At 62.1% G+C, this 22,238-nt stretch carries 14 protein-coding genes; 9 read left to right on the top strand and 5 right to left on the bottom strand.

All coding sequences use genetic code 11. From position 1 onward, the window contains the following. The first annotated feature begins 6 nt into the window (after positions 1–6). From HNQ71_RS07430 to HNQ71_RS07405, 6 genes are all read left to right on the top strand, one after another. On the top strand, positions 7–855 hold the full coding sequence (locus HNQ71_RS07430) for an ABC transporter permease (protein WP_184871863.1): 849 nt from the start codon (positions 7–9) through the stop codon (positions 853–855). 2 nt (positions 856–857) lie between these two features. Beyond that, complete coding sequence (locus HNQ71_RS07425; protein ID WP_184871862.1) at positions 858–1,778, top strand: ABC transporter permease; 921 nt, start codon at positions 858–860, stop codon at positions 1,776–1,778. A 28-nt stretch (positions 1,779–1,806) separates the two neighbouring features. Next, positions 1,807–3,435 (top strand): ABC transporter substrate-binding protein, encoded by a 1,629-nt coding sequence (locus tag HNQ71_RS07420; RefSeq protein WP_184871861.1) that lies wholly within the window; start codon positions 1,807–1,809, stop codon positions 3,433–3,435. A 97-nt stretch (positions 3,436–3,532) separates the two neighbouring features. Beyond that, entirely contained in the window at positions 3,533–4,477 is a 945-nt protein-coding gene (locus tag HNQ71_RS07415; protein ID WP_184871860.1) for an acetamidase/formamidase family protein, read from the top strand. Continuing rightward, on the top strand, positions 4,477–6,165 hold the full coding sequence (locus tag HNQ71_RS07410; protein WP_184871859.1) for an ABC transporter ATP-binding protein: 1,689 nt from the start codon (positions 4,477–4,479) through the stop codon (positions 6,163–6,165). The genes HNQ71_RS07415 and HNQ71_RS07410 overlap by 1 nt, the downstream gene beginning before the upstream one ends. A gap of 224 nt (positions 6,166–6,389) precedes the next feature. Further along, on the top strand, positions 6,390–7,115 hold the full coding sequence (locus tag HNQ71_RS07405) for a YihY/virulence factor BrkB family protein (RefSeq protein WP_425492184.1): 726 nt from the start codon (positions 6,390–6,392) through the stop codon (positions 7,113–7,115). Positions 7,116–7,307: 192 nt separating this feature from the next. Here the strand turns inward: HNQ71_RS07405 and HNQ71_RS07400 are convergent, their stop codons facing one another. Next, entirely contained in the window at positions 7,308–8,462 is a 1,155-nt protein-coding gene (locus tag HNQ71_RS07400; protein ID WP_184871858.1) for a sulfite oxidase, read from the bottom strand. Positions 8,463–8,964: 502 nt separating this feature from the next. Then, the gene (locus HNQ71_RS07395; protein WP_184871857.1) at positions 8,965–9,936 is read right to left on the bottom strand and encodes an AI-2E family transporter; all 972 of its coding nucleotides are present in this window, start codon (positions 9,934–9,936) and stop codon (positions 8,965–8,967) included. Between the two features lie 211 nt (positions 9,937–10,147). Between HNQ71_RS07395 and HNQ71_RS07390 the strand changes: the two genes are divergently transcribed. After that, the gene (locus tag HNQ71_RS07390) at positions 10,148–12,367 is read left to right on the top strand and encodes an adenylate/guanylate cyclase domain-containing protein (RefSeq protein WP_184871856.1); all 2,220 of its coding nucleotides are present in this window, start codon (positions 10,148–10,150) and stop codon (positions 12,365–12,367) included. Between the two features lie 42 nt (positions 12,368–12,409). On the opposite strand, the gene HNQ71_RS07385 is transcribed toward HNQ71_RS07390, so the two are convergent. Both HNQ71_RS07385 and HNQ71_RS07380 read right to left on the bottom strand, forming a co-directional pair. Beyond that, entirely contained in the window at positions 12,410–12,922 is a 513-nt protein-coding gene (locus tag HNQ71_RS07385; RefSeq protein ID WP_246461248.1) for a YHS domain-containing (seleno)protein, read from the bottom strand. A 28-nt stretch (positions 12,923–12,950) separates the two neighbouring features. Continuing rightward, complete coding sequence (locus HNQ71_RS07380; protein ID WP_246461246.1) at positions 12,951–13,619, bottom strand: ankyrin repeat domain-containing protein; 669 nt, start codon at positions 13,617–13,619, stop codon at positions 12,951–12,953. Between the two features lie 369 nt (positions 13,620–13,988). Here HNQ71_RS07380 and HNQ71_RS07375 point away from each other — a divergent pair, with 369 nt between their 5' ends. Both HNQ71_RS07375 and HNQ71_RS07370 read left to right on the top strand, forming a co-directional pair. Then, on the top strand, positions 13,989–15,758 hold the full coding sequence (locus HNQ71_RS07375) for a type I secretion system permease/ATPase (RefSeq protein ID WP_281391360.1): 1,770 nt from the start codon (positions 13,989–13,991) through the stop codon (positions 15,756–15,758). Next, complete coding sequence (locus HNQ71_RS07370) at positions 15,745–17,091, top strand: HlyD family type I secretion periplasmic adaptor subunit (RefSeq protein ID WP_184871854.1); 1,347 nt, start codon at positions 15,745–15,747, stop codon at positions 17,089–17,091. Before HNQ71_RS07375 ends, HNQ71_RS07370 begins: the two co-directional genes overlap by 14 nt. Before the next feature lie 90 nt (positions 17,092–17,181). Here HNQ71_RS07370 and HNQ71_RS07365 read toward each other — a convergent pair. Then, a partial coding sequence (locus tag HNQ71_RS07365) for an Ig-like domain-containing protein (RefSeq protein ID WP_210333757.1) occupies positions 17,182–22,238 on the bottom strand: 5,057 nt, incomplete at its 5' end.

Here is a 22,238-nt window from a genome sequence, read left to right as displayed (position 1 = left end):
GCCGGTATGCGGGTTTTGCGCGAACTTATCAGACGGCCATCCGCCCTGTTCGGGCTGATCGTGGTCGCGATCGTTTTGCTGGCGGCGCTGTTCGCGCCGTGGATCGTGCACTTTTCGCCAGACAACCAGCTCACCGACGGCCTGTCGCTCGAAGGCGCGCCGCTGCCACCCAGCGGCGAGCATTTGTTCGGCACCGACACGCTCGGCCGCGATCTCTTCTCTCGCGTGCTGTTCGGCGCCCGCACGTCGCTGATCATCGGTCTCGTCGCCAATGGCGTGGCCGTTGCGATCGGGCTTCTGGTCGGGCTTCTCGCTGGCTATTTGCGCGGCACTGTCGGCAATTTGCTGATGCGCTTCACCGACTTGATGATGGCATTCCCGGCTCTGCTGCTAGCCATCGCGCTCGCGGCGCTGCTCAAGCCCAGCCTGTGGATCGTCGCCATGGTGATCGCCCTGGTCAACTGGGTGCAGGTCGCCCGCATCGTCTACACCGAAACGCGCGGCCTGGTGGAACGCGACTTCATCGTCGCCGAGCGTTCGCTCGGCGCCGGCAACGGCCGCATCATCTTTCTGCACATCCTTCCCCATCTGATGCCGACGGCAATCGTCTGGGGCACGCTCGGCATCGCCACCACGGTGCTTTTGGAAGCGACCTTGTCCTTCCTCGGCATCGGCGTGCAGCCGCCACAGCCCTCCTGGGGCAACATCATCTTCGAAAGTCAGAGCTATTTCCAGGATGCGCCCTGGCTGGTGTTCATCCCCGGCGCGATCATCCTTGCCACAGCCTTGTCCTTCAACCTGATCGGCGACGCGTTGCGCGACATCCTTGACCCGACGCAGCGCGGGAGGCTGTGACGATGACCGTCTTCCTAGCTCGCCGTCTCGTCCAGGCCGTGCTGATCCTGCTCGGCGTCGCCGCCATCACTTTCCTTCTGCTCTACTACCTGCCGGCCGACCCCGCCGTCTTGATCGCCGGCCGCTCCGCGACGCCGCAGATGGTGGCCGCCATCCGGCATGAGCTCGGCCTCGACCAGCCCTTGGTCATGCAGTTCCTGCACTATGTCGGCTCTTTGCTGCATGGCGATCTCGGCCGCTCCTATACGCAGAAGACCGAGGTGCTGCCGCTGATCCTGGCGCGACTGCCGGCGACGCTGCTGCTCATGGCCGCCGGCATCGTCGTCGAGGTGGCACTTGGTCTGACCTTTGGCATCATTTCGGCGGTCTGGCGCGGCGGTTTCGTCGACCGCTCAATCATGATGCTGTCCTTCGTCGGCGTCTCGTCACCGCAATTCGTCGTCGCGCTGCTGCTTTTATACGTCTTTGCCGCCACGCTCGGCTGGTTCCCGATGTCCGGTTTCGGCACCGCGCGGCATGTCGTGCTGCCGGCGCTCACGCTCGGCGTGCTCGGCGCCGGATGGTATGCGCGCATGGTGCGCTCGGCCATGATCGAGGTGCTGCGCCAGGACTATGTGCGCACGGCCCACGCCAAGGGCCTCAGCGGTCGTCGCGTCGTGCTCAGCCACGCGCTGCCCAACGCACTTTTGCCGATTATCGCCATGGTCGGCATCGACATCGGCCAGTTCATGAGCGGCGTGGTCGTGGTCGAGGCCGTCTATGGCTGGCCCGGAATCGGCCAGCTTGCCTGGCAGGCCATCCAGCAGGTCGACGTGCCCATCATCATGGGCGTCACGCTGGTTTCAGCGCTGGCCATCGTGCTCGGCAACCTGCTTGCCGACTTCGTCGCTCCGTTCGTCGACCCGCGCATACGCAGCCAATAACCAACAAAACCAACAGAGGAATGAACTCATGAATAAATTCGTCAAAAGAATCGGCCTGGCGGCCTTGCTCGCCACCTCTGCCCTGGTGCCGGCAAAGCTCGCCTTCGCTGACACACCGACCAGTGGCGGCGACATCATCGTCACCTACAAGGACGACATCGCCACGCTCGACCCGGCCGTCGGTTATGACTGGCAGAACTGGTCGATGATCAACGCGCTGTTCTCGCGCCTGGTCGACTACAAGCCGGGCACGACGGAGCTTGGCCCGTCGTTTGCCGATAGCTACGATGTCTCTGACGACGGCAAGATCTATACGTTCAAATTGCATCCCGGCGTCAAGTTCACCAACGGCCGCGAGGTGATAGCGGCAGACGTGAAGTGGTCGATCGAGCGCGCGGTCAATCCCAAGACGCAAGGCCCGGGTGCCGGCTTCTTCCACTCCATCGTCGGCGCCGACAAGATGACCGCCGGCACCGCCGACACGATGGACGGCATCACCGCGGTTGACGAACACACTGTCAAGTTCACCTTGTCGCAGCCCGACGCCACCTTCCTCAACGTGCTGGCGCTCAACTTCGCGTCCGTCGTGCCGAAGGAGGCCGTGGAAGCCGCCAATGGCGATTTCGGCAAGCACCCGGTCGGCAGCGGCGCCTTCACGCTGAAGGAATGGACCATCGGCCAGCGTCTCGTCTTCCAGAAGAACCCCGACTACTTCATCAAGGAGCGTCCGCATGTCGATTCCTTCACGGTCGAAGTCGGCCAGGAGCCGCTGGTGGCGCTGCTGCGCCTGCAGAAGGGCGAAGTCGATATCGCCGGCGACGGCATTCCGCCGGCCAAATACCTAGAGATGAAGAAGTCGCCCGAGTTCGAGGGCATGATCGTCGACCGCCAGCAGCTCGAGACGAGCTATGTCACCTTGAACACCCAGGTAAAACCCTTCGACAACGCCAAGGTGCGGCAGGCCGTCAACATGGCCATCAACAAGGACCGCATCGTGCGCATCATCAACGGCCGCGCCACGCCGGCCAGCCAGGTGCTGCCGCCGCTGATGCCGGGCTATGACCAGAGTTACAAGGGCTACGCCTACGACCCCGAAAAGGCCAAGGCGCTGCTTGCCGAAGCCGGATTGAAGGATGGCTTCTCGACCCAGATCTACACCTCCAACACCGACCCGCAGCCGCGCATCACCCAGGCGATCCAGCAGGACCTGGCGGCGATCGGCGTCAAGGCCGAGATCAAGGCGGTGGCCAACCCCAACGTGATTGCCGCCGGCGGCACGCAGGGGCAGGCGCCGATGGTCTGGTCCGGCGGCCTCGGCTGGATCGCCGACTTCCCGGATCCCTCCGACTTCTACGGGCCGATCCTCGGCTGCGGCAGCGCGGTCGCCGGCGGCTGGAACTGGTCGTGGTACTGCAACAAGGAGATCGACGCCCGCGGCCAGGCCGCTGACGCCATGCCGGTGCCGGCCAAGGCCGAGGAGCGCAACAAGGCCTGGGCGCAGATATTCACCGACATCCAGACCAATGACGCGCCCTGGATCCCGGTCTTCAACGAGCGCCGCGTGGTGGCCAAGTCCAAGCGCATGGGCGGTCCGGACGAGATCTACATCGATCCCACCCGCGTCATCGATTACGAAGCGATCTACGTCAACAAATAGACCGCTCCCCGGCGGCGAGCGTTCGGCGACCGCCGGGACCTTTCCATAATGCCGCCCAAACGGGAGGCGGCTTGCCCAAGACAAATGAGAAGCAACCATGTGCGTGAAGTGCGACTACACCATCCATCGCGCCAGCCATCATTTCGGCTGGAACCGTGATTTTGAGCCTGTGCTGACGGCCAAGCCGGGGTCGACCATCCATTTCGAATGTCTCGATTCCTCGGGCGGGCAGTTCAACGCCAGCTCCACGGTCGAGCATGTCAAGACGATGGATTTCGGCAAGGTCAATCCGGTGACCGGACCGGTCTATGTCGAAGGCGCAATGCCGGGCGATGCGCTGAAGATCACGCTGCGCCATTTCGAACCTTCGGGCCTCGGCTGGACCGCCAACATTCCGGGCTTCGGCCTGCTTGCCGACCAGTTTGAGGAGCCGGCGCTGCACATCTGGAAATATGACGCCGCCTCGATGACGCCGGCGCTCTATGGTCCAGGTGGCCGCGTGCCGCTGAAACCCTTCGCCGGCACGATCGGCGTGGCACCTGCCGAACCCGGCCTGCACTCGGTGGTGCCGCCGCGCCGTGTCGGCGGCAATCTCGACATCCGCGACCTGGCGGCCGGCACCACGCTTTATCTGCCCGTCGAGGTCGAGGGCGCGCTGTTTTCGATCGGCGACACCCACGCCGCCCAGGGCGACGGCGAGGTCTGCGGCACGGCCATCGAGAGCCGCATGGATGTCGAGGCGTCGATCGAGCTCGTCAAGGACGCGCGACTGCAAAGCCCGCGCTTCACCACGCCGGGGCCGGTGACCCGTCATCTCGACGCGGCCGGCTATGAGGCTACCACCGGCATCGGGCCTGACCTGATGACCGCTGCGCGCGAAAGCGTCATGCGCATGGTCGATCTGCTTGCGGCGGAGCATGGGCTGAAGCCCGTCGACGCCTACATGCTTTGTTCGGTCTGCGGCGACCTGCGCATCAGCGAGATCGTCGACATGCCGAACTGGGTGGTCTCGTTCTATTTCCCCAGAATCGTCTTCAACTGATGCCGGACGGTTCTGGGCAGGAGCAGGACGCCGTCCTGACCGTCGACAATCTGTCGGTGGACGCGCTGACGCCTGAAGGCGCCAGGCGCGTCATCGACGACATCAGCTTTGCCTTGGCGCCGGGCGAGACATTGTGCATTGCCGGCGAATCCGGCTCGGGCAAGTCGGTGACGGCGCTTTCGATCATGCGGCTCTTGCCGCGCACTTCGCTGCGCATCGCCGGCGGCGACATCAGGCTTGAACGCCAGAGCTTGCCGCGCCTGTCCGAGCGCGCCATGCGCGACGTACGGGGCGGGGAGATCGCCATGATCTTCCAGGAGCCCATGACCTCGCTCAACCCGGTCCACTCGATCGGCGCGCAGTTGACCGAGGCGATCCGGACCCATCAGGGCGCCGAAGGCGCCAGCGTCGAAAACCGCGCCCGCGCCATGCTCGACGTCGTCCAGATCAACGACCCGGCGCGGCGCATGAAGCAATATCCGCACGAACTCTCCGGTGGCATGCGCCAGCGCGTCATGATCGCCATGGCGCTTTCCTGCCGGCCGAAGGTGCTTCTGGCCGACGAGCCGACGACGGCGCTAGACGTGACCGTGCAGGCGCAGATCCTGAAACTGATGCGCGAGCTGAAGCGGGAGTTCGGCACCGCGATCATCCTCATCACCCACGACATGGGCGTCGTCGCCGAGATGGCCGACCGCGTGGCCGTCATGCGCGATGGACGCATCGTCGAGGCCGGCCCGGTGCTCGACATCTTCGAGCGGCCGCAAGCCGATTACACGCGCGAACTGCTCGCCGCCGTGCCGCGTCTTGGCGCATTCGCGGCGACCGACGCGCCGCCCAGGATCACGGCCAGCGCTCCGCCACCTGTACCAAACGGCGCCACTCCGGTGCTTGCGGTCAAGAACCTTGTCGTCGACTACGGCGCATCCTCCAGCCTTTTTAGTCGCCGCGCCTCGGAGGCGCCGGCGGTGCAGGACGTCTCCTTCGACATCATGCCGGGCCAGACGCTCGGCCTCGTCGGCGAAAGCGGTTCAGGCAAGTCCACCACCGGCAAGGCCGTGCTCGGCCTGGTCCCTTTCACTGGGTCGGTGACCATCGGCGGCAAGGCCATTCAGGGCCTCTCCGCTGCCGCCATGCGGCCGGTGCGGCGCGCCGCGCAGATGATCTTTCAGGATCCCTACGCCTCGCTCGACCCGCGCATGACGGTCGGTGCGGCAATTGCCGAGCCGCTCGCCATTCATAGCATCGGCACCAAGAGCGAGCGGCGCGAGCGAGTGGCCTCGCTTCTCGGACGCGTGGGGCTCGCCGCCGATCATGCCTCGCGCTATCCGCACGAATTTTCCGGCGGCCAGCGCCAGCGTATCTGTATCGCCAGGGCGCTGGCGCTCGAGCCGAAGCTGATCGTCGCTGACGAGAGCGTTGCCGCGCTCGACGTGTCGGTGCGGGCGCGCGTGCTCGACCTGATGCTGGAGCTTCAGGAGACGCTCGGGCTCTCCTATCTGTTCATCTCGCACGACATGGCTGTGGTCGAGCGCATGAGCCACAACGTCGCCGTGATGCGCGCCGGCCGCATCGTCGAAGCCGGCCCGCGCCGCGCAGTGTTGTCGTCGCCACACGAGGCGTACACACGGGAGTTGATCGCCGCCGTGCCCATACCGGACCCACGCATCGCAAACCTACACAAGTAGTGTTACTTCTACTGCTGATAGCTTCCTCGCAAACCGGAAGGCGCCATTCCGCTATCGGCCCAAAACCCAACCGGGTCAGTATCTGGGCGTTCCTCCCGTGGAAGCGGTGCTTCGCGCTCCGAAGCCCGCGGTGCTCATCAGGCGATACGGCAAGGGCGAGCTTTTCAGTTCAGTCGAGAAAGCGCTTATACGGAACCTGGGCCGCAGTAATCGGGCTAGTCACCTTGTTGGTAGCCGCGTCTGGCGTCTTTGGTGAAATGCAGCAATCGCTGAATACGATATGGAAGGTCGAACCGCAGGGCAGTTCCTTGTCGCGTCTGATGCGGGCACGCGCTGCCAGTCTGGGCTTGGTGGCCGCGCTCGGTTTCCTATTGCTGGTCTCTCTTATTGCAAGTGCTGCGATTTCGGCTCTGGGCAATTTTATCAACGCTTATCTGCCCTTCGGCACGCTTATCCTCAGCATGATTAACGCAATCGTTTCGTTTGCCCTTATCTCCCTGCTGTTTGCTGCCATTTACAAAGTTTTGCCCGACAGAGCGCTCGAATGGCGCGATGTCGGGATTGGCGCAATTATCACCGCCGCCCTCTTCACGATTGGAAAATCTCTTATCGGTTGGTATATCGGCACTAGCGCGATCGCATCCTCGTATGGCGCCGCCGGTGGACTGCTCGTCATCCTTCTCTGGGTTTACTACTCATCGGAAACCTTTCTTCTCGGAGCCGAATTCACTCGTGGCTATTCCGTTCGACACGGCAGCAGGTCCGATCTGGACGCCCTGGTTCACAGTGCAGCTTCGCCCGCAACAGACGTCCCCTTTCACGCGACGCAAAGATCCAACTCCAGTGGCGTTGTAGCGCTGATAGCGGTTGCGTCCGCCAGCGCCACGATGACCGCGCTTTTGCTTGTCCTTAGCCGTCCGTGGCGTGTTGAAGCACTCACGGCCTGTTGAACCGAAACATCTCCACCGCGGCGACGGTGCCGTCCGGCGCCAGTACGATCTGCAGATCGCGAGCGAGGTTCCGCAATGCTATCGGCTGCGTTCTCAAGTTAGCCTACAAAGCTATGCCACGGACGCAACGGGGTCGCACTCAATCCCGTCGCCACACAGCTTCCAGGCGGCTTCGCTCGCGGCGCCGAGCCGTCAACTGACCTGAATACGGCGGGTCACCTGTCCATTGCTCTCCCAATAAGTGTGTTTTTTGGCAATCCATGGATCGCTCATCGCCGGCTGAATGTTGCCGCTCTTATCGATAGCGCGCGAGGTGACTGTGTGCTCCCCGGCGGACGGCTTGGGCCAGTCCAGAGACCACATCTTCCAGGCGAACTCCGCCTCTTCGGTGCCGTCCACGGTCGCCGGCATCCACGGCCCATCGTCGATCTTCACCTCGACCCGGTCGATCGGCGCACCCCAGGCGGCTCCGACGATCCGATAATCGCTGCCGATATGGGTCACCCGAGCCGGCGCCGATTTGAGGCGTGCCCGTCCGACGGAGGTTTCCGCCCACACGGTCTCGCCATTATGGTCTTCCTCGCGGACCGTGACGTAGTCGCGTCCCATGAACCGGCTCTCGAAGCGCTGGTCGCGCACCTCGATGCGCTTGAGCCATTTCGCGTTCGCGATCCCGTACCAGCCCGGCGCTATCAACCGCAGCGGGAAGCCGTTGTCGGCCGGCAAGGAAGTTCCGTTCATCTCGTAGCAAAGGATGTTCTTTGGATCCATGGCGTCGGCCAGCGACATGCTGCGCGCGAAATTCTGCTTGAACGTGACCTCGTCGGCTCGTTTGATCTCGCCTTCGTCGGTGCCCCAGAAGACGACCTCGATGCCGCTGTCGAGGACCCCGGCCTCCTTCAGGATCGGGGCGAGCGGCGTACCCGCCCAGCGGGCATTGCCGATTCCGCCGTTGAAAAACGGCAGGCCGGTATTGCCCGAACATTCGATCGTGAAGGTGACTTCCTCGCGCGGCCGGGCCTTGATGTCGGCAAGCGTCAGGGCCATCGGCTTTTTGACCAGGCCGGCGATTTCGAGCTTCCACGTGCCTGCGTCGATGATTGGTCTGTTGAAATGCGCGATTGAAAAGAACTTGTCATTGGGCGTTACCCATGAATCGAGGTCCTCCCAGACAATCTGATTCTTGATGACCTCTGGCACCGGGTTCGGTGGCAGTTGATCGAGCCATTTGACGACTTCCTCGCCGGGCCGTGTCGGAAAAGCGTAAGCCCGCGAGGCATGAAGGGCGGCGATTGCGGCAAGAGCCACGCTCCCTTGAATAAGTTCTCTGCGTTGAAGATGAGGCATGCTGTTTTCCTCCCAGTTGATCCGGAACGGGCTGCAGCGTGCGTATTGGGCCGTAGCCTGATCACGGACAGGCGCACAATGAACGACTGCTCCACCCGGATCTCCGGACAGGTCAGGCCATCAGCGAGGCATCTCAAGCATGTGAAGCATTGGACGAAACTCTGCTTGGGTTTCGTCCTAGGAGAGTGCGCCTTCGAAGAGGAAGTGTCCACAACCTGGACGGGACATCATAACTTTGTGGCATTCTACGCCGATTCAGCTCCAGACTTGGTCTGACTGGGCAGACCGTCCGCTATCGTTCTTCGGACGCCCAAGGCCCGCCATTCCGCTTTCGGCCAATTGCCGTCATGTGCGACGTCGCATCCGATTGGCTGCTTCTGGCGCTTTAGCCGGTCGTTGAAGTCGCAGAACATAATCTATGGAACGGCAATCGTGGTTCAAGCTCAAGCTCTGTCTTCGCGCACGGCATGCTTGCGTCACCAAATCGCCAGCTGCAGTAATCCTAGATCAGCCCGCGCATCGTCAGTTCAGCCTTCAGATAGGCATAATAGATCGGCGCAGCAACAAGACCCGGTATGCCGAACCAGGCCTCCATGAAAACCATCGCCAGAAGAAGCTCCCAGGCACGCGCATTGATCCGCGAACCGATAATCTTGGCGTTTACGAAGTATTCGAGCTTGTGAATGACGATGAGAAAGGCAAGCGAGCCTAGCGCTGCAAGGAAGGAGATGCTGAGGCTGACAACCACGATCACCGTGTTGGAGATCAGATTGCCGATGACCGGCAGAAGGCCGGCGACGAAAGTCAGCGCTATCATCGTCCTGATAAATGGCAGATCGATGCCGAAGGACGGCAGAACAGCGACGAGATAGATCGAAGTTAGAAACGTATTCAACGCCGAAATCCGGATTTGCGAGAACACGATGTTGCGAAAGGCCTTGCTCAGTAAGTTGACACGATCCGCCAGCGCGTCCGCCAATGGACCGGGCTCGCCCGATGGTGCCGCCGAGCTTACCGCGATCAAGCCGCCGATCACCATGCCGACGATAACGTGGACCACCAGGACGCCGAAATCCCGACCGACGAGTTGAAGCTGGCCGGCATGCTCGCGGAGCCATCGGGCAGCGAAGACTTCCAATTCCTCGATGTTCGACGGAAAATAGTCCATCGCCCAAGTTGGGAGATGGACGCGCGCGGTATCGATGATCTCGGCCATCTTCTTGAGGAGCGTCACGACGTTCTCCGAGCCGCCAGTCAATTGCGACACGCCGCTAAAGATAGCAGCGGCTATCAGGAGCATGAAAATCAATGCCACCAAGGTCAGCGCAAGGCTTTTCGTCAGGCTGCTGGAGACCCCGATTCGATGGAGCATCGGTGCGGCGAAATGAACGAGGTTGAACACGAGAAGGCCCGAAAGCAGTGCCGGAAGCAGGCCGAGCTCGAGAACGGCGACGAGCGCAATAAGCGCGAGCATGCACGACGCGAGATAGAACCCTGGGAAGGTCAGCACTTTTCACCTGCAGAGGCAGCCAAGTCCTCTTCGGTTTCAATTAATTTGATACCCGGTGATGCGCAAGCAAACAAGCGCCCAATACGTTTGTGACGCTAGTCAGGTCGATAGCCACCGCCCCGGCTAACCTCCGGCATATGGTCTTGCCATAAGGCTTTCCGTATAGTCATGCGCTGTGGAACAGGTACAACATCTCGAACGGAAGCTGGTCGCTATCCTCGCCGCCGACGTGGTGGGGTACAGCCGGCTGATGGGGCTGGACGAGACGGGCACACTCTCGCGGCTCAAGGCGCTCCGGCGCGAATTCATCGAACCCTCGATCGAGGGCTACCATGGCCGCATCGTCAAGCTCATGGGCGACGGCGCTTTGGTCGCGTTCGAGAGCGTCGTCGATGCCTTAGCATGCGCCGTTGAAATCCAACGGGTCACCGCGCAGCAGAACCTCGGTATTCCCGAAGATACCCAGATCGTGTTCCGCATCGGGATCAACCTTGGTGACGTGATCCCCGACAAGGACGACTTCTACGGCGACGGCGTCAACATCGCAGCCCGCCTGGAAGGACTGAGCGATCCGGGCGGCATCGTCATCTCGGGAACGGCCTACGACCAGGCCCACAACAAGCTCGGCCTGACTTTCAAGTCGCTCGGCGAACAGCGCCTCAAGAACATTCCAGAGCGGGTCCGTGCGTATCGCGTGCTGCTGGAACAGACCGGAGGAACCAGGAAGTCGCGCTCTCGGCGATGGCCTGTGATCGGCGCCACGGTGCTCGTTCTGGCTCTGATAGCGGGGATTGCGGTGATGCTCTGGCCGCAAGCGATTGCCCTGCTGCCCGGTCACGGTTCCACCCCGGTCGGTTCGTCGGTCGGCAAGCCCTCCATCGCCGTGCTACCGTTTACTGATCTTAGCCAGAAGGCAGGCCAGGATTATTTTGCGGAAGGGCTCGCAGACGATCTCATCACCGATCTCTCGAAGATCTCGGGGCTCCTCGTCATCGCACGCAACTCGGCGTTCTCTTTCAAGGATCGATCCCTCGACGTCGACGAGATCGCGGCTCAGTTGAACGTCCGTTACGTGGTCGAGGGCAGCGTCCGGCGGGAGGAAGATCTAGTCCGCATCAATGTCCAGCTCATCGATGCCCAAACGGGGAGCAACATCTGGGCCGAGCGATACGACCGCGACTACTCCAGGATATTTGCACTTCAAGACGAAGTGATCGGGCGTATCGTTGAGGCACTTTCGGTGCGTCTGACGGAAGGCGAACGAGCGCAGATTGCTCGCCTCCCCACGCGAAGCCTGGAGGCATACGATTTCTACACCCGAGCCGAGCAGAAGGTTTATGTGGTCGACAACAGGTCTCTCGGAGAGACCCTGTCCCTGTATCAAAAGGCGATCAAGCTCGATCCTACGTTTGCAGATGCTTACTCGGGCTATGCCCGCGCCACGGTGGACGTGCTCGGCTTCGACTACCAGGTGCTCATGCTCAGCGCCGTCGCTCGCCAGCGCTCCTACGAAGCGGCAGGGCGGGCGCTGGAGCTCAATCCGCAATCTGCGCGCGCCTATGCCGTGCTCGGCATCCTGCAGATGCTGGACGGCGAATGGGACCAGGCGATCGCGTCGGTCCAGAAAGCCGTCGCGCTGGACCCGAACGGCGCGGAGGCGGAGCTCAATCGGGCGATCGTGCTGACCTACGCAGGACAGAACCGGGAGGCGCTGGCAGCGATGGAACGCGTGTTGCGGCTCGATCCAAAGCCGCGCGCTCAGGTCTTCGACTATTACGGCTTCGTGCTCTACATGAACCATCAGTATGAGAAGGCTTTGCAGGCGCTGGGCGAGGTTCAGCCGGGAGAGCGCAGCGACCTTGGTCTCGAAACGCTGGCCATGACAAATGCGCGGCTTGGACGCATGGCCGAGGCGCACGATGCGGCTGCAGCAATCCTGAAAAAGATGCCCGAACAGAACCTCGCTGGTTATCGTGTCGTTTACGCCCACCATCGGCGGCAAGAGGACCTCGATCACCGGCTGGGCGCCCTTCGCGCCGCGGGGATTCCCGAGCGGAGCTTCGATTTTCGCGGGCGGAAGGAGGACCGCCTGGGCGCCGCCGCGATCCGAGCCCTAACGGGCGATCGGACATGGGTAGGACATCAACACAATGGCGCAGCGTTCGTCATGGAGCTGAGTGCAAATGGAGATGTCGCACTGAGCTCGCAAAGCAGCATCATCACCGGCACGTCCAGCGTGGATGGCGACCTCTTCTGCACGCAATCCACCGCGACCTTGCTCGGCCGCAAGTTCTGCGCCCCGGTCTATCGCAATCCCCAAGGGAGCAGCGATACGCAGGACGAGTACGCTTGGCCAGACTCCGTCACAGTCTGGTATTTCTCGGTGTCTCCGTGACGGGCGCCATTCAACTTGCGGGCTCACGACATCGCGCCGGAGCTAGTTGGCGGCCGCTCTAGCCTCGAATTCCTTCGCCTCTACTGCGGGCCATTCGGCTTCCGCTTTCGCAATGACAGGCGCCGGGTTGGCATCGAAGTCTTCCTCCAGGCCCTCCTTTCCGGAGAACAGGAAGAGCTTGCCATCGACGATGCGGAAGGCTTCCGGGTCAAGGTTCGCGGATGCCTCCTTAACTGACATTCCCCCGGTGCAGAAGCCGCCGAACTGAGGGGCATAGCGCACCGGCTCGGAAACAAAGGCTTCCCGGTGTTGGACGCTGGCGAAGTACCACGTCGCTCCGAGCCACTTCCTCGAGATCTTGGGCGAACCCATCGTCGCGCGACCGTCGGTGAAATATGCTACCGGATCATAACCCAGGATGGCGACATTGCCGAAGTATCCGGTGTTCACTCCCTCGCCGGCGTGGGATCCACCGGTGCCGAAGAGGAGGAGGGAGGAAGCGGCTACTCCCGCGCAAAGCAAACTGTCGAACGTTCTGGAACGGTTCTCTGTCATGTTCTCCTCCAGTAACCCTTTCTCGATGTCAGTTGCCGAGGGCGATGCACACCTTGTACGACGACCCCATTGTTTCCTTGGGTTGGCATTTTGCGCCGTGCTTCTTGAGCAAAACCATCACGTCGGTGCTCTGATAGAACGTCGCTCGGCTGAGAGGCGTGTACCCGTATTCCTGGATTGCCTCGACCTGTGCGCCGTGCGAGATCAACAGCTCCGCGATGGCTGTCTGGTTCTCTTCTGCTGCCACATGCAGGGGCGTGATCTTGTGCGTGCTCAACGCGTCGACCGCGGCCCCGTGGTCGAGCAGCAATTTTGCGATGTCCAGGCTTCCTGAGTAGGCTGCCGCATGAAGCGCGGTGAAGCCGCGATCGTTACGGGCTTCGATGTCGGCCTTAGCCCCGATCAACGCAACGACGACCTCGGTCTTGCCGGCAAGCGCAGCATCGATCAGGGGGGTCTCGCGACTCTCGTTGCGATCATTCACATCGACGCCGTGTGCCAGGAGCGCGGCGACCTTGCCAGCATCGCCCTCCCGCGCAGCGTCGTGGAGCGGCCCGGCAATCACCGCACCGGCGAGAAACCAGCAAATGAAAGTAACGACGAGAGCCCGACCGAAAGTCCGAAGACAGCCGGTCCCAAAAGGCCGGACCCGCATCGGGAAGGCCCTCGGCAGCAACAATCGCCTAGAGACCGTCATCGTCTAACTCTCCGGGCGCCGCTCGCCCGCGGATGGACGTGTATGAGACAAGTCTAATACATTCGGCGCGGCGGAGCCATAGGGTTCTAGGTTGTACGCGAGTCGAAGTCGCGCGAGATGCCCTGTGTCACCCCCAGCAGCGGGCTAATCGGGCAGCACCTGCACCACGCCGGTGGCCGCGCGCTGTCGCTTCGCGATCGAGCCGCGGCTCTTGTCCGCAAAAGGGGTGATGACATCGGGCCTCGGCTCGCGTTGGCGCTCTTTACTATGGCTATCGAAAGAATCCCAACCGATAGCGTGGCGACCCCGTATGATATATAAAGATTGTCTAATTTGACCGCTTATCCCGGGGGGGAGGCAATTTTGGGGATGTCCAGTTCTACAAACAGATCGGTGCTGTCGAGGAGCGTGGTCGAAATGGGCCTCTTCTCCGCGGTGATGAACACCCTGGTGTTAATTCTGCCTCTCTATATGCTGCAGGTATATGATCGAGTTTTGCCCGCCGCCAACCTGGATACTCTCACCTACCTAACCTTACTTGCGCTTTCGTCGCTTTTGCTTTTCGGAGTGCTCGAAGTCGTTCGTGGCGTGTATGCAAGCCGACTCGCCGCGCGACTGGATGTATCTTTGGGCACATCGTCTTTTCTTGCCGCAATGAGTGGGCCCCGTGCTGGACTCGGCGATGTCCAGGCCTTGCGGGACTTAGCCACCCTGCGAGGTTTCATCGCTTCACGAACGATTTTCTTTCTCTTCGACCTCCCTTTTGGGCCCATCTTCGTGGGCCTGCTTTATTTCATCCACCCGTTGCTCTTCCTTGTAACGGTCGTTGGAGCGGTTCTCATGGTTTCCATCGCCGTGCTGAACCAGGTCGCGAGTTCGCGGCCTAGCAAGGAGGCGGCGGAGAGTCTCGGCGCGGCAATGAATTCGGCGCAGGCCTTCGCGCGAAACTTCGAAACGGTCCGCGCACTCGGCATGGTGTCCAATGCGATAGAGTTCTGGGGCAGTCGTTTTGCCGGTTCCCTGCACGCCTCCGATGGGCTCGCTCGCACCAACGCATTTTACGGCGGTGTGTCCCGCACCACACGATCGGTACTGCAAATCGCGATATTGGGCGTCGGTGCTTATCTGGTTCTCCACAACGAGATAACCGCCGGTATGATATTTGCATCGTCGATGATTTCGGCGCGGGCATTGCAGCCGCTTGATCAGATCATTGGAAGTTGGCGGCAGGTCATCGACGCCAATCTTGCATGGAAGCGACTTTCAGCTGTCCAATCAAGGTCCGGACCAAAAGAGAATGTTGCCTTGCCAACGCCTCAAGGGGCGTTGAGCGCAGATCAAATAGTCTATCATGTTCCAGGTTCGGCCGACGGGTCGCTGCCGTTGATAAAGCGCTTGACCTTTGAAGTCGCCGCTGGCGAAACAGTCGCGATCATTGGCCCAAGCCAGGCTGGAAAATCGACGCTGGCGCGCCTCATAGTCGGCGGCATTGAGCCGCGTTCCGGGGTAATCCGTATCGATGGCGGCGATATTCGAAACTGGGATCCGGAGGAACTCGGCCGTCATATTGGCTACCTTCCGCAGGATGTGGAACTCTTCCCTGGAACCATCGGCCAGAACATTGCGCGTTTTGAGCCGGATGCGCTTGATGAGAAACTAATCCAGGCAGCCCAACGGGCCCAAGTGCATGAGCTCATCCTGGGTCAAAGGGATGGATATTCGACGGTGATCGGCCCGACCGGCGTTCGACTCTCGGGCGGCGAGCGTCAGCGCATTGGACTTGCGCGCGCGTTTTACGGCGATCCCAAGGTACTGGTTCTCGACGAACCCAATGCAAATCTTGATTCCGACGGCGAAGCCGCACTCGAGCGGGCGATCCTCCAGGCGCGTGCACGAAAAACGACCGTCCTTGTCATAACCCATCGGCCTTCGCTCGCAGCCAAATGCGATCGCATCCTCATGCTGCGCAATGGCCAGGTCGAGATCTACGGATTGACCAAGGACGTGCTCGACCAACTAGCCGAGCGACGGGGCCAAGCAGCGACGGCCGCGGCCGCTCAGTCGCATGATAGCGAAGGAGTGGTGCCTTTCCCGTCCCCTGCTCGCGTGGAGGTAAAGGTCGCGAATGACGGTTCCTAGCCAACCCATTCAGAGGGACGCCAAGACGTATCGCTGGCAACGCAACGTCGACACCCGCACAGATCGGATCACGCTGATGGGATATGGAAGCGTGGCGGTTTTCTTGCTCGGCTTTGGATTCTGGGCAGCTATGGCACCAATTGCTGGAGCAACGATTGCGCCAGGTGTGGTCGCAGCAGCTGGGCAGAATGTGATGATCCAGCACCTCGAAGGAGGCGTGGTCGGCAGCATCAAGGTCAAGGAGGGCGACCGGGTACTAAGAGGCCAGGCCCTGATCGTGCTCGATCCGACGGTGGCGCAGTCCCAGCTCAACCGCGTTCTCAAGCAGTGGGTGGCACAAAAAGCTGAAATTTCTCGGCTCGAAGCGGAGCGCGACGGCCTTGAGAAAATTGTCTTGTCCAGTGACCTCGGAGCCTATTCAGGCGCTTCCGAATACAGCGGTGTTTTCGCAGAACAAAACAAGGAATTTCAGGCGCGGCTGGCGCGTTATGGCGCGGAACAGGGGATTCTGAAGCAAAGGGTGGCAGCTCTTCAGGACGCCGTTGTCGGGCTAAAGGCTCAGAAGGAGGCAGCGGAAAATCAGCTTGCGATCGTCAACGAGGAGACGGAAAGAAAAAAAGACCTGCTGAAAAAAGGGCTCACAAATCGCTCTGAATACACCGATCTTCTGCGCAGCACCGCCGAACTGGTCGGCCAGGCAGGATCTCTGGAAGCGCAGATTGCCAGCTCGGCGACCCAGACCGTGGAAGCGCGCCAGCAGATTGAAAGGCTTACAACCAGCCGGGTCGAGGATGCCGTCACGGAACTGAACAAAGCACGGGCGCAGGTCGCGGACCTCGAGGAGCAAATCAACGCTGCTCGATCGGTCCTCGACCGAACAACTATCCGTGCCCCGGTGGACGGCATCATCGTGCGCTCGCTCTACAATTCCGAAGGCAGCGTCATCCGAGCGGGGGAGGTGGTGATGGAGCTTCTGCCGACCACGAACGAGTTCATCATCGAGGCCAGGATAAAGCCCGAAGACATCGACTCAATCCGGGTGGGGCAGGATGCGAACATGATGTTCACGGCGCTCAACGCGCGTACGACGCCGAAGGTGCCCGGAAAGGTGTTCTACATTTCGGCGGATCGGCTGATCACACCCAGCACGGGACTGCCCTACTTCACCGTCCGGCTGAAAATGGCCGACAAGCTGCCACCGCAGGTCAAGCCCGAGCAGATCTATCCGGGCATGCCGGTCGAAACATTCATCTCAACGGGCGAACGAACGTTTCTGGCCTATCTGACCAAACCCCTGGTGGATTCGTTCCAACGCGCCTTCCGGGAGAGGTAGGCCCCCACCTCTGGATATCGGAAACCCGGATGTGAAGCGGGCGCCGGAATGATCCGGCGCCCGCTTTCGCATGGTCTGCGGCCTTCAACGTCACACGAAGTGGAAGTCGTCCGCCGGATTATAACCAACTACTGTCCGCCCAGTGCCGTCGTCGGCTAAGGTGAAGCTGCCCGCATCGTAAGCGCCGACCAGGTGGAGCGCGGCATCATGAGTGCCGTCCGAAACGGTCAACGTTCCTCCACTCCCATCCTGGTTTGCCTGATAGACAGCGGATGTTCCGGTGCCGTACCAGATATCTCCGAGGTCCACTTTGTCGTCGTTGGTTATCCCCGCGATTCTGCCGCTGAAATCGAATGAATCGTCCAGCCGCAATGTGCCAGCTGCATCCGCCCCGAAAATGACGTCTGCGGACGAGGCGGCGTGAAACTCCAGCTGCGACATGTTTCCGATGATGGCATCGCCGTCGCCGGTAACCTGACCACCTATAGCGACGTTGCCGCCGTTGGCCCAGATCAATCCGGAATTGGCGACGGCACCGTTGATCGTCAGGCCACCGGACCCCGTCGCCTCAAGCGTTCCCGAGTTGACGACGGTGCTGCTGCCGGTGTCGATAACCAGTGCATGGGTGCCGGTGGCGATGATCGTGCCCTGATTGTTCAGACCCAGCAGACCGCCGCCGAGTTGACCGGCGCCGGAGATGGTGTTGTCGACATTGGTCAAGGTGACATCGGCAGCCGTGCCGGAGATCACGTTCGCATCGCTGTCGGACAGGACGATCTGTCCACCACCTTGCAGCGTGATGCCGCTGGCGATCACCTCGAGCAGCGTGGTCGCGCCCGCACCGTTGAGGGCGATCGTACCCGTGTTGTCGACCGCGCCGCCGAGCGGCATGACCGCGCCGTCGGCGATCGACAACGTGCCGGCATTGTGGGTGACCGGCTCCTGATTGAAGAGGAAGTTGCCGGCACCGAGCCCTGAGGCCGAGACGCCCTGCACGGTGATCGTCTCACCCGTGCCGACGGTGATCAAGGCATTGCCGTTGCCGTCGTCGGCGATGATGAGATCACCGAAGCCGTTGACGCCGTCGAACCCGATCAGGTCGATCCTGTCTGCCGCCACATCGAAATTGTGCAGTGTATCCGCGGCAATCGGCTGACCGAAGACGAACAGATCGGCGCCGGAGGAGCCGGTGAGGTGGTCGTCGGACGAGAGGGCGTAGATCGGATTGCCTGGCGCGAAGACTTCGACGTTGTCGGAAACCGACATGCTTCCTGTGGTGCCGTCGGCATTGATCCACGTCGCGTGCACGTCGAGGACGATAGCGCCCGTGAAGTCGGCGCGTGAGGTGACGGTGAGCGCTCCAGGATCGGCTGTCGTTACCGTCCAAGTGCCGTCGGCGTTCAGCGCGCCTTCGCTCAGCGTCCAACCAGCGGGGACGCCGGAGACGGTGATGTGGATCCCGTCCAGTCCATGCGGGACCAGATCGCCGAGCGCCAAGTTCAAAACCTCGCCCGCGACGCCGGCGGGAGCAACCGCAGTTGCAATACTCGTGTTGCCGGCAAAATCAAAGATTGTGGCGGTGACGGTTTGCCCATTTGTAGGTTTTGGACTGTTAAAGGTGACACTCCATGCGCCGGAACTGAAACTCGTGATCAGGTACGATTCGGCCCCATATGTGACTTGCACCTTCCACAAACCGGAGCCGCCGGTGTCCGACGCGGTTCCGGATGCTGAGTTCCGTCCACTTCCGATTGTCAAAGTCGTGGATGGATTAGTCGTGTCAACGAGAATGGAAAGCGCGCCCGACGTCGAGGCCGCGCTGGCGTTGCCTGCGACATCGGTCTGGATCGCCCGCACATTGTGTGTGCCTTGCGCGAGAGAGACGTCGAGGCTGAATGCCCCGCCGCTCACCGTCGCGGTCCCGAGGCTTTCGCCTCCATCAACTATGCCGTTGTTGTTGGCGTCGTCGAAGAGCGTGACCGTCGCACCGTTCTCGCCCGAGCCACTGATGGTCAGGGCCGAGGTGTTCTTGGTGATGTTGTCGGTGCTGCTCGAACCGGTATCGTCCGCGGCCGCCAGATCGAGGGCCGTCGGCGTCACCGGAGCGGTCGTGTCGACGGTGACGGAGTAGGCGCTCGAGACCGAGCCCACATTGCCGGCGGCGTCGGTCGCAGTCGCCGTGAAGCTGTGGCTGCCCTGGCCCAGCGCGGAGGTGGTGAAGGTCCACGCACCGGCGCCATTGGTCGTTGCCGTGCCAAGCGTGGTGGCGCCGTCCTTGATGGTCACAATGCTGTTTGCCTCGGCCGTTCCATTCAAGGTCGGCGTCGTGTCGTTGCTCGCCCCGCCGTTCACCACTGTCCCGGTCACGGGCAGAACATCATCGGTCACCGAGGTGATGGTCGGCGCCGCCGGAGCGGTGGTGTCGACGGTGACGGCGTAGGCGCTCGAGACCGAGCCCACATTGCCGGCGGCGTCGGTGGCAGTCGCCGTGAAGCTGTGGCTGCCCTGGCCCAGCGCGGAGGTGGTGAAGGTCCACGCGCCACTGCCGTCCGCCGTTGCCGTGCCGAGTTGCGTCACACCGTCGAAGATCGTGACCGTACTATTCGCCTCGGCCGTTCCATTCAAGGTCGGCGTCGTGTCGTTGCTCGTCCCGCCGTTCGCCGCTGTCCCGGTCACGGGCAGGACATCGTCCGTCACCGAAGTGATGGTCGGCGCCGCCGGTGCGGTGGTGTCGACGGTGACGGCGTAGGCGCTCGAGGCCGAGCCCACATTGCCGGCGGCGTCGGTCGCAGTCGCCGTGAAGCTGTGGCTGCCCTGGCCCAGCGCAGAGGTGGTGAAGGTCCACGCACCGGCGCCGTTGGTCGTTGCCGTGCCAAGCGTGGTGGCGCCGTCCTTGATGGTCACAATGCTGTTTGCCTCGGCCGTTCCGTTCAAGGTCGGCGTCGTGTCGTTGCTCGCCCCGCCGTTCGTCACTGTCCCGGTCACGGGCAGAACATCGTCCGTCACCGAAGTGATAGTCGGCGCCGCCGGAGCGGTCGTGTCGACGGTGACGGCGTAGGCGCTCGAGGCCGAGCCCACATTGCCGGCGGCGTCGGTGGCAGTCGCCGTGAAGCTGTGGCTGCCCTGGCCCAGAGCAGAGGTGGTAAAGGTCCACGCACCGGCGCCATTGGCCGTTGCAGTGCCAAGTGTGGTGATGCCGTCCTTTATGGTCACGATGCTGTTTGCCTCGGCCGTTCCGTTCAAGGTCGGCGTCGTGTCGTTGCTCGTCCCGCCGTTCACCACTGTCCCGGTCACGGGCAGAACATCATCGGTCACCGAGGTGATGGTCGGCGCCGCCGGAGCGGTGGTGTCGACGGTGACGGCGTAGGCGCTCGAGACCGAGCCCACATTGCCGGCGGCGTCGGTGGCAGTCGCCGTGAAGCTGTGGCTGCCCTGGCCCAGCGCGGAGGTGGTGAAGGTCCACGCGCCACTGCCGTCCGCCGTTGCCGTGCCGAGTTGCGTCACACCGTCGAAGATCGTGACCGTACTATTCGCCTCGGCCGTTCCATTCAAGGTCGGCGTCGTGTCGTTGCTCGTCCCGCCGTTCGCCACTGTCCCGGTCACGGGCAGGACATCGTCCGTCACCGAAGTGATGGTCGGCGCCGCCGGAGCGGTCGTGTCGACGGTGATGTCGAGCGCATGCGAGGTCGAGGCCGCGCTGGCGTTGCCTGCGACATCGGTCTGGATCGCCCGCACGTTGTGCGTGCCTTGCGCAAGAGAGACGTCGAGGCTGAATGCACCGCCGCTCACCGTCGTGGTCCCTAGGCTCTCGCCTCCTTCGACTATGCCGTTGTTGTTGGCGTCGTCGAACAGGGTGACCGTCGCACCGTTCTCGCCCGAGCCGCTGATGGTCAGGGCTGAGGTGTTCTTGGTGATGTTGTCGGTGCTGCTCGAACCGCTATCGTCGACTGCCGCCAGATCGAGGGCCGTCGGCGCGGACGGAGCGGTCGTGTCTTCCGTGACCACGAAGGTGTTCGACGCCGCGCTCTGATTGGTGGCTGCATCGGTGATCCTGGCCGTCAGGTTGTAAGTGGTCCCATTCGTCAGCGTGCCCGTCTGGAGGCTGACGAAGCCACTGACGATATCCGCTGCGGTCAGTGTGTAGGCGCCTCCCAGCGGGATGCCTGTGCCAGTGCCGTTATAGAGCCGGATCGTATCGCCCGCCTCGGCCGGTGAACCACTGGTCGGCAGCGTAACCTTGACGGTCAGATCAGTGTCATTGGTTGTCACGTCGGAGGTCGCATAGGTCGCCGTGACCGGAGACACGTCGTCCGTGACGGAGGTGATGACCGGCGCATTCGGTGCGACCGTATCAACGACCGTGATGTTCACCGTATCCGTATCGGACAGGCTTCCATCATTCGTGGTGATCTGGATCGACGCCAAACCGTGGAAGTTGTTCGTAGGTGCGAAGCTCAGGCCATTCAGCGCCGCGTTGATGGTCGCATCCGTACCACTGAAAGTCATCGTCCCATCTGCGCTGCCGTCGCCCACTGAGAAGGACAGGCCGGCGAGGCCGCTAAGCGTTAGTGTACCATTGCTCGACGTCAGCGTTACCGTATGGCTTGAATTGTCCACGTCGGAAATGCTGATCGCGTTGCCGTTCGCCGAACTGAACACCTTTGCTATGTTGCTGTCGGTTGATTGGGAAGCTGGCACACCATTGACCGGCGCGTCGTTGGTGCCGTGGATGGTGAAGCTGACGAGCTGGGAGGTGCCGTCGGCGGCCGTCACCGTGAAGGTGTCGACATGGGTGCTGGTGCCGCCGTTGGCGTCGCTGGCGGCGAGGAACTGCACGGCGGCGTTGGCGACCGAGTAGGTGTAGGAGCCGTTGGCGGCCAGGACGAGGCTGCCCAGATTGGTGCCGGCGCCGCTGACGGTGGTCTGGAAATGATCTTCGCCGGCGTCGACATCGCTGATCGAAATCGATCCCGCGGCGGTGAGCGTCACGGCCGCGCTGTTGGGCGTGTCTTCGGTGACGTCGGCGACCGTCGGGGTTCCGATCACGGCGGCGTCGTTGGTGCCGTGGATGGTGAAGCTGACGAGCTGGGAGGTGCCGTCGGCGGCCGTCACCGTGAAGGTGTCGACATGGGTGCTGGTGCCGCCGT

This window comes from Mesorhizobium sangaii, from assembly GCF_014207355.1.
In the GTDB taxonomy this organism is placed as follows: domain Bacteria; phylum Pseudomonadota; class Alphaproteobacteria; order Rhizobiales; family Rhizobiaceae; genus Mesorhizobium; species Mesorhizobium sangaii.
The sequence above is the reverse complement of the archived record's forward strand: the minus strand, read 5'-3'. Positions and strand labels throughout refer to the sequence as shown.

What these genes read in the sequence shown, in the direction of transcription:
- HNQ71_RS07430 (WP_184871863.1), top strand. Translation starts at nt 7, where the DNA reads ATGCGGGTTTTGCGCGAACTTATCAGACGGCCATCCGCCCTGTTCGGG.
- HNQ71_RS07425 (WP_184871862.1), top strand. Translation starts at nt 858, where the DNA reads ATGACCGTCTTCCTAGCTCGCCGTCTCGTCCAGGCCGTGCTGATCCTG.
- HNQ71_RS07420 (WP_184871861.1), top strand. Translation starts at nt 1,807, where the DNA reads ATGAATAAATTCGTCAAAAGAATCGGCCTGGCGGCCTTGCTCGCCACC.
- HNQ71_RS07415 (WP_184871860.1), top strand. Translation starts at nt 3,533, where the DNA reads ATGTGCGTGAAGTGCGACTACACCATCCATCGCGCCAGCCATCATTTC.
- HNQ71_RS07410 (WP_184871859.1), top strand. Translation starts at nt 4,477, where the DNA reads ATGCCGGACGGTTCTGGGCAGGAGCAGGACGCCGTCCTGACCGTCGAC.
- HNQ71_RS07400 (WP_184871858.1), bottom strand. Translation starts at nt 8,462, where the DNA reads ATGCCTCATCTTCAACGCAGAGAACTTATTCAAGGGAGCGTGGCTCTT.
- HNQ71_RS07395 (WP_184871857.1), bottom strand. Translation starts at nt 9,936, where the DNA reads ATGCTCGCGCTTATTGCGCTCGTCGCCGTTCTCGAGCTCGGCCTGCTT.
- HNQ71_RS07385 (WP_246461248.1), bottom strand. Translation starts at nt 12,922, where the DNA reads ATGACAGAGAACCGTTCCAGAACGTTCGACAGTTTGCTTTGCGCGGGA.
- HNQ71_RS07380 (WP_246461246.1), bottom strand. Translation starts at nt 13,619, where the DNA reads ATGACGGTCTCTAGGCGATTGTTGCTGCCGAGGGCCTTCCCGATGCGG.
- HNQ71_RS07375 (WP_281391360.1), top strand. Translation starts at nt 13,989, where the DNA reads ATGTCCAGTTCTACAAACAGATCGGTGCTGTCGAGGAGCGTGGTCGAA.
- HNQ71_RS07370 (WP_184871854.1), top strand. Translation starts at nt 15,745, where the DNA reads ATGACGGTTCCTAGCCAACCCATTCAGAGGGACGCCAAGACGTATCGC.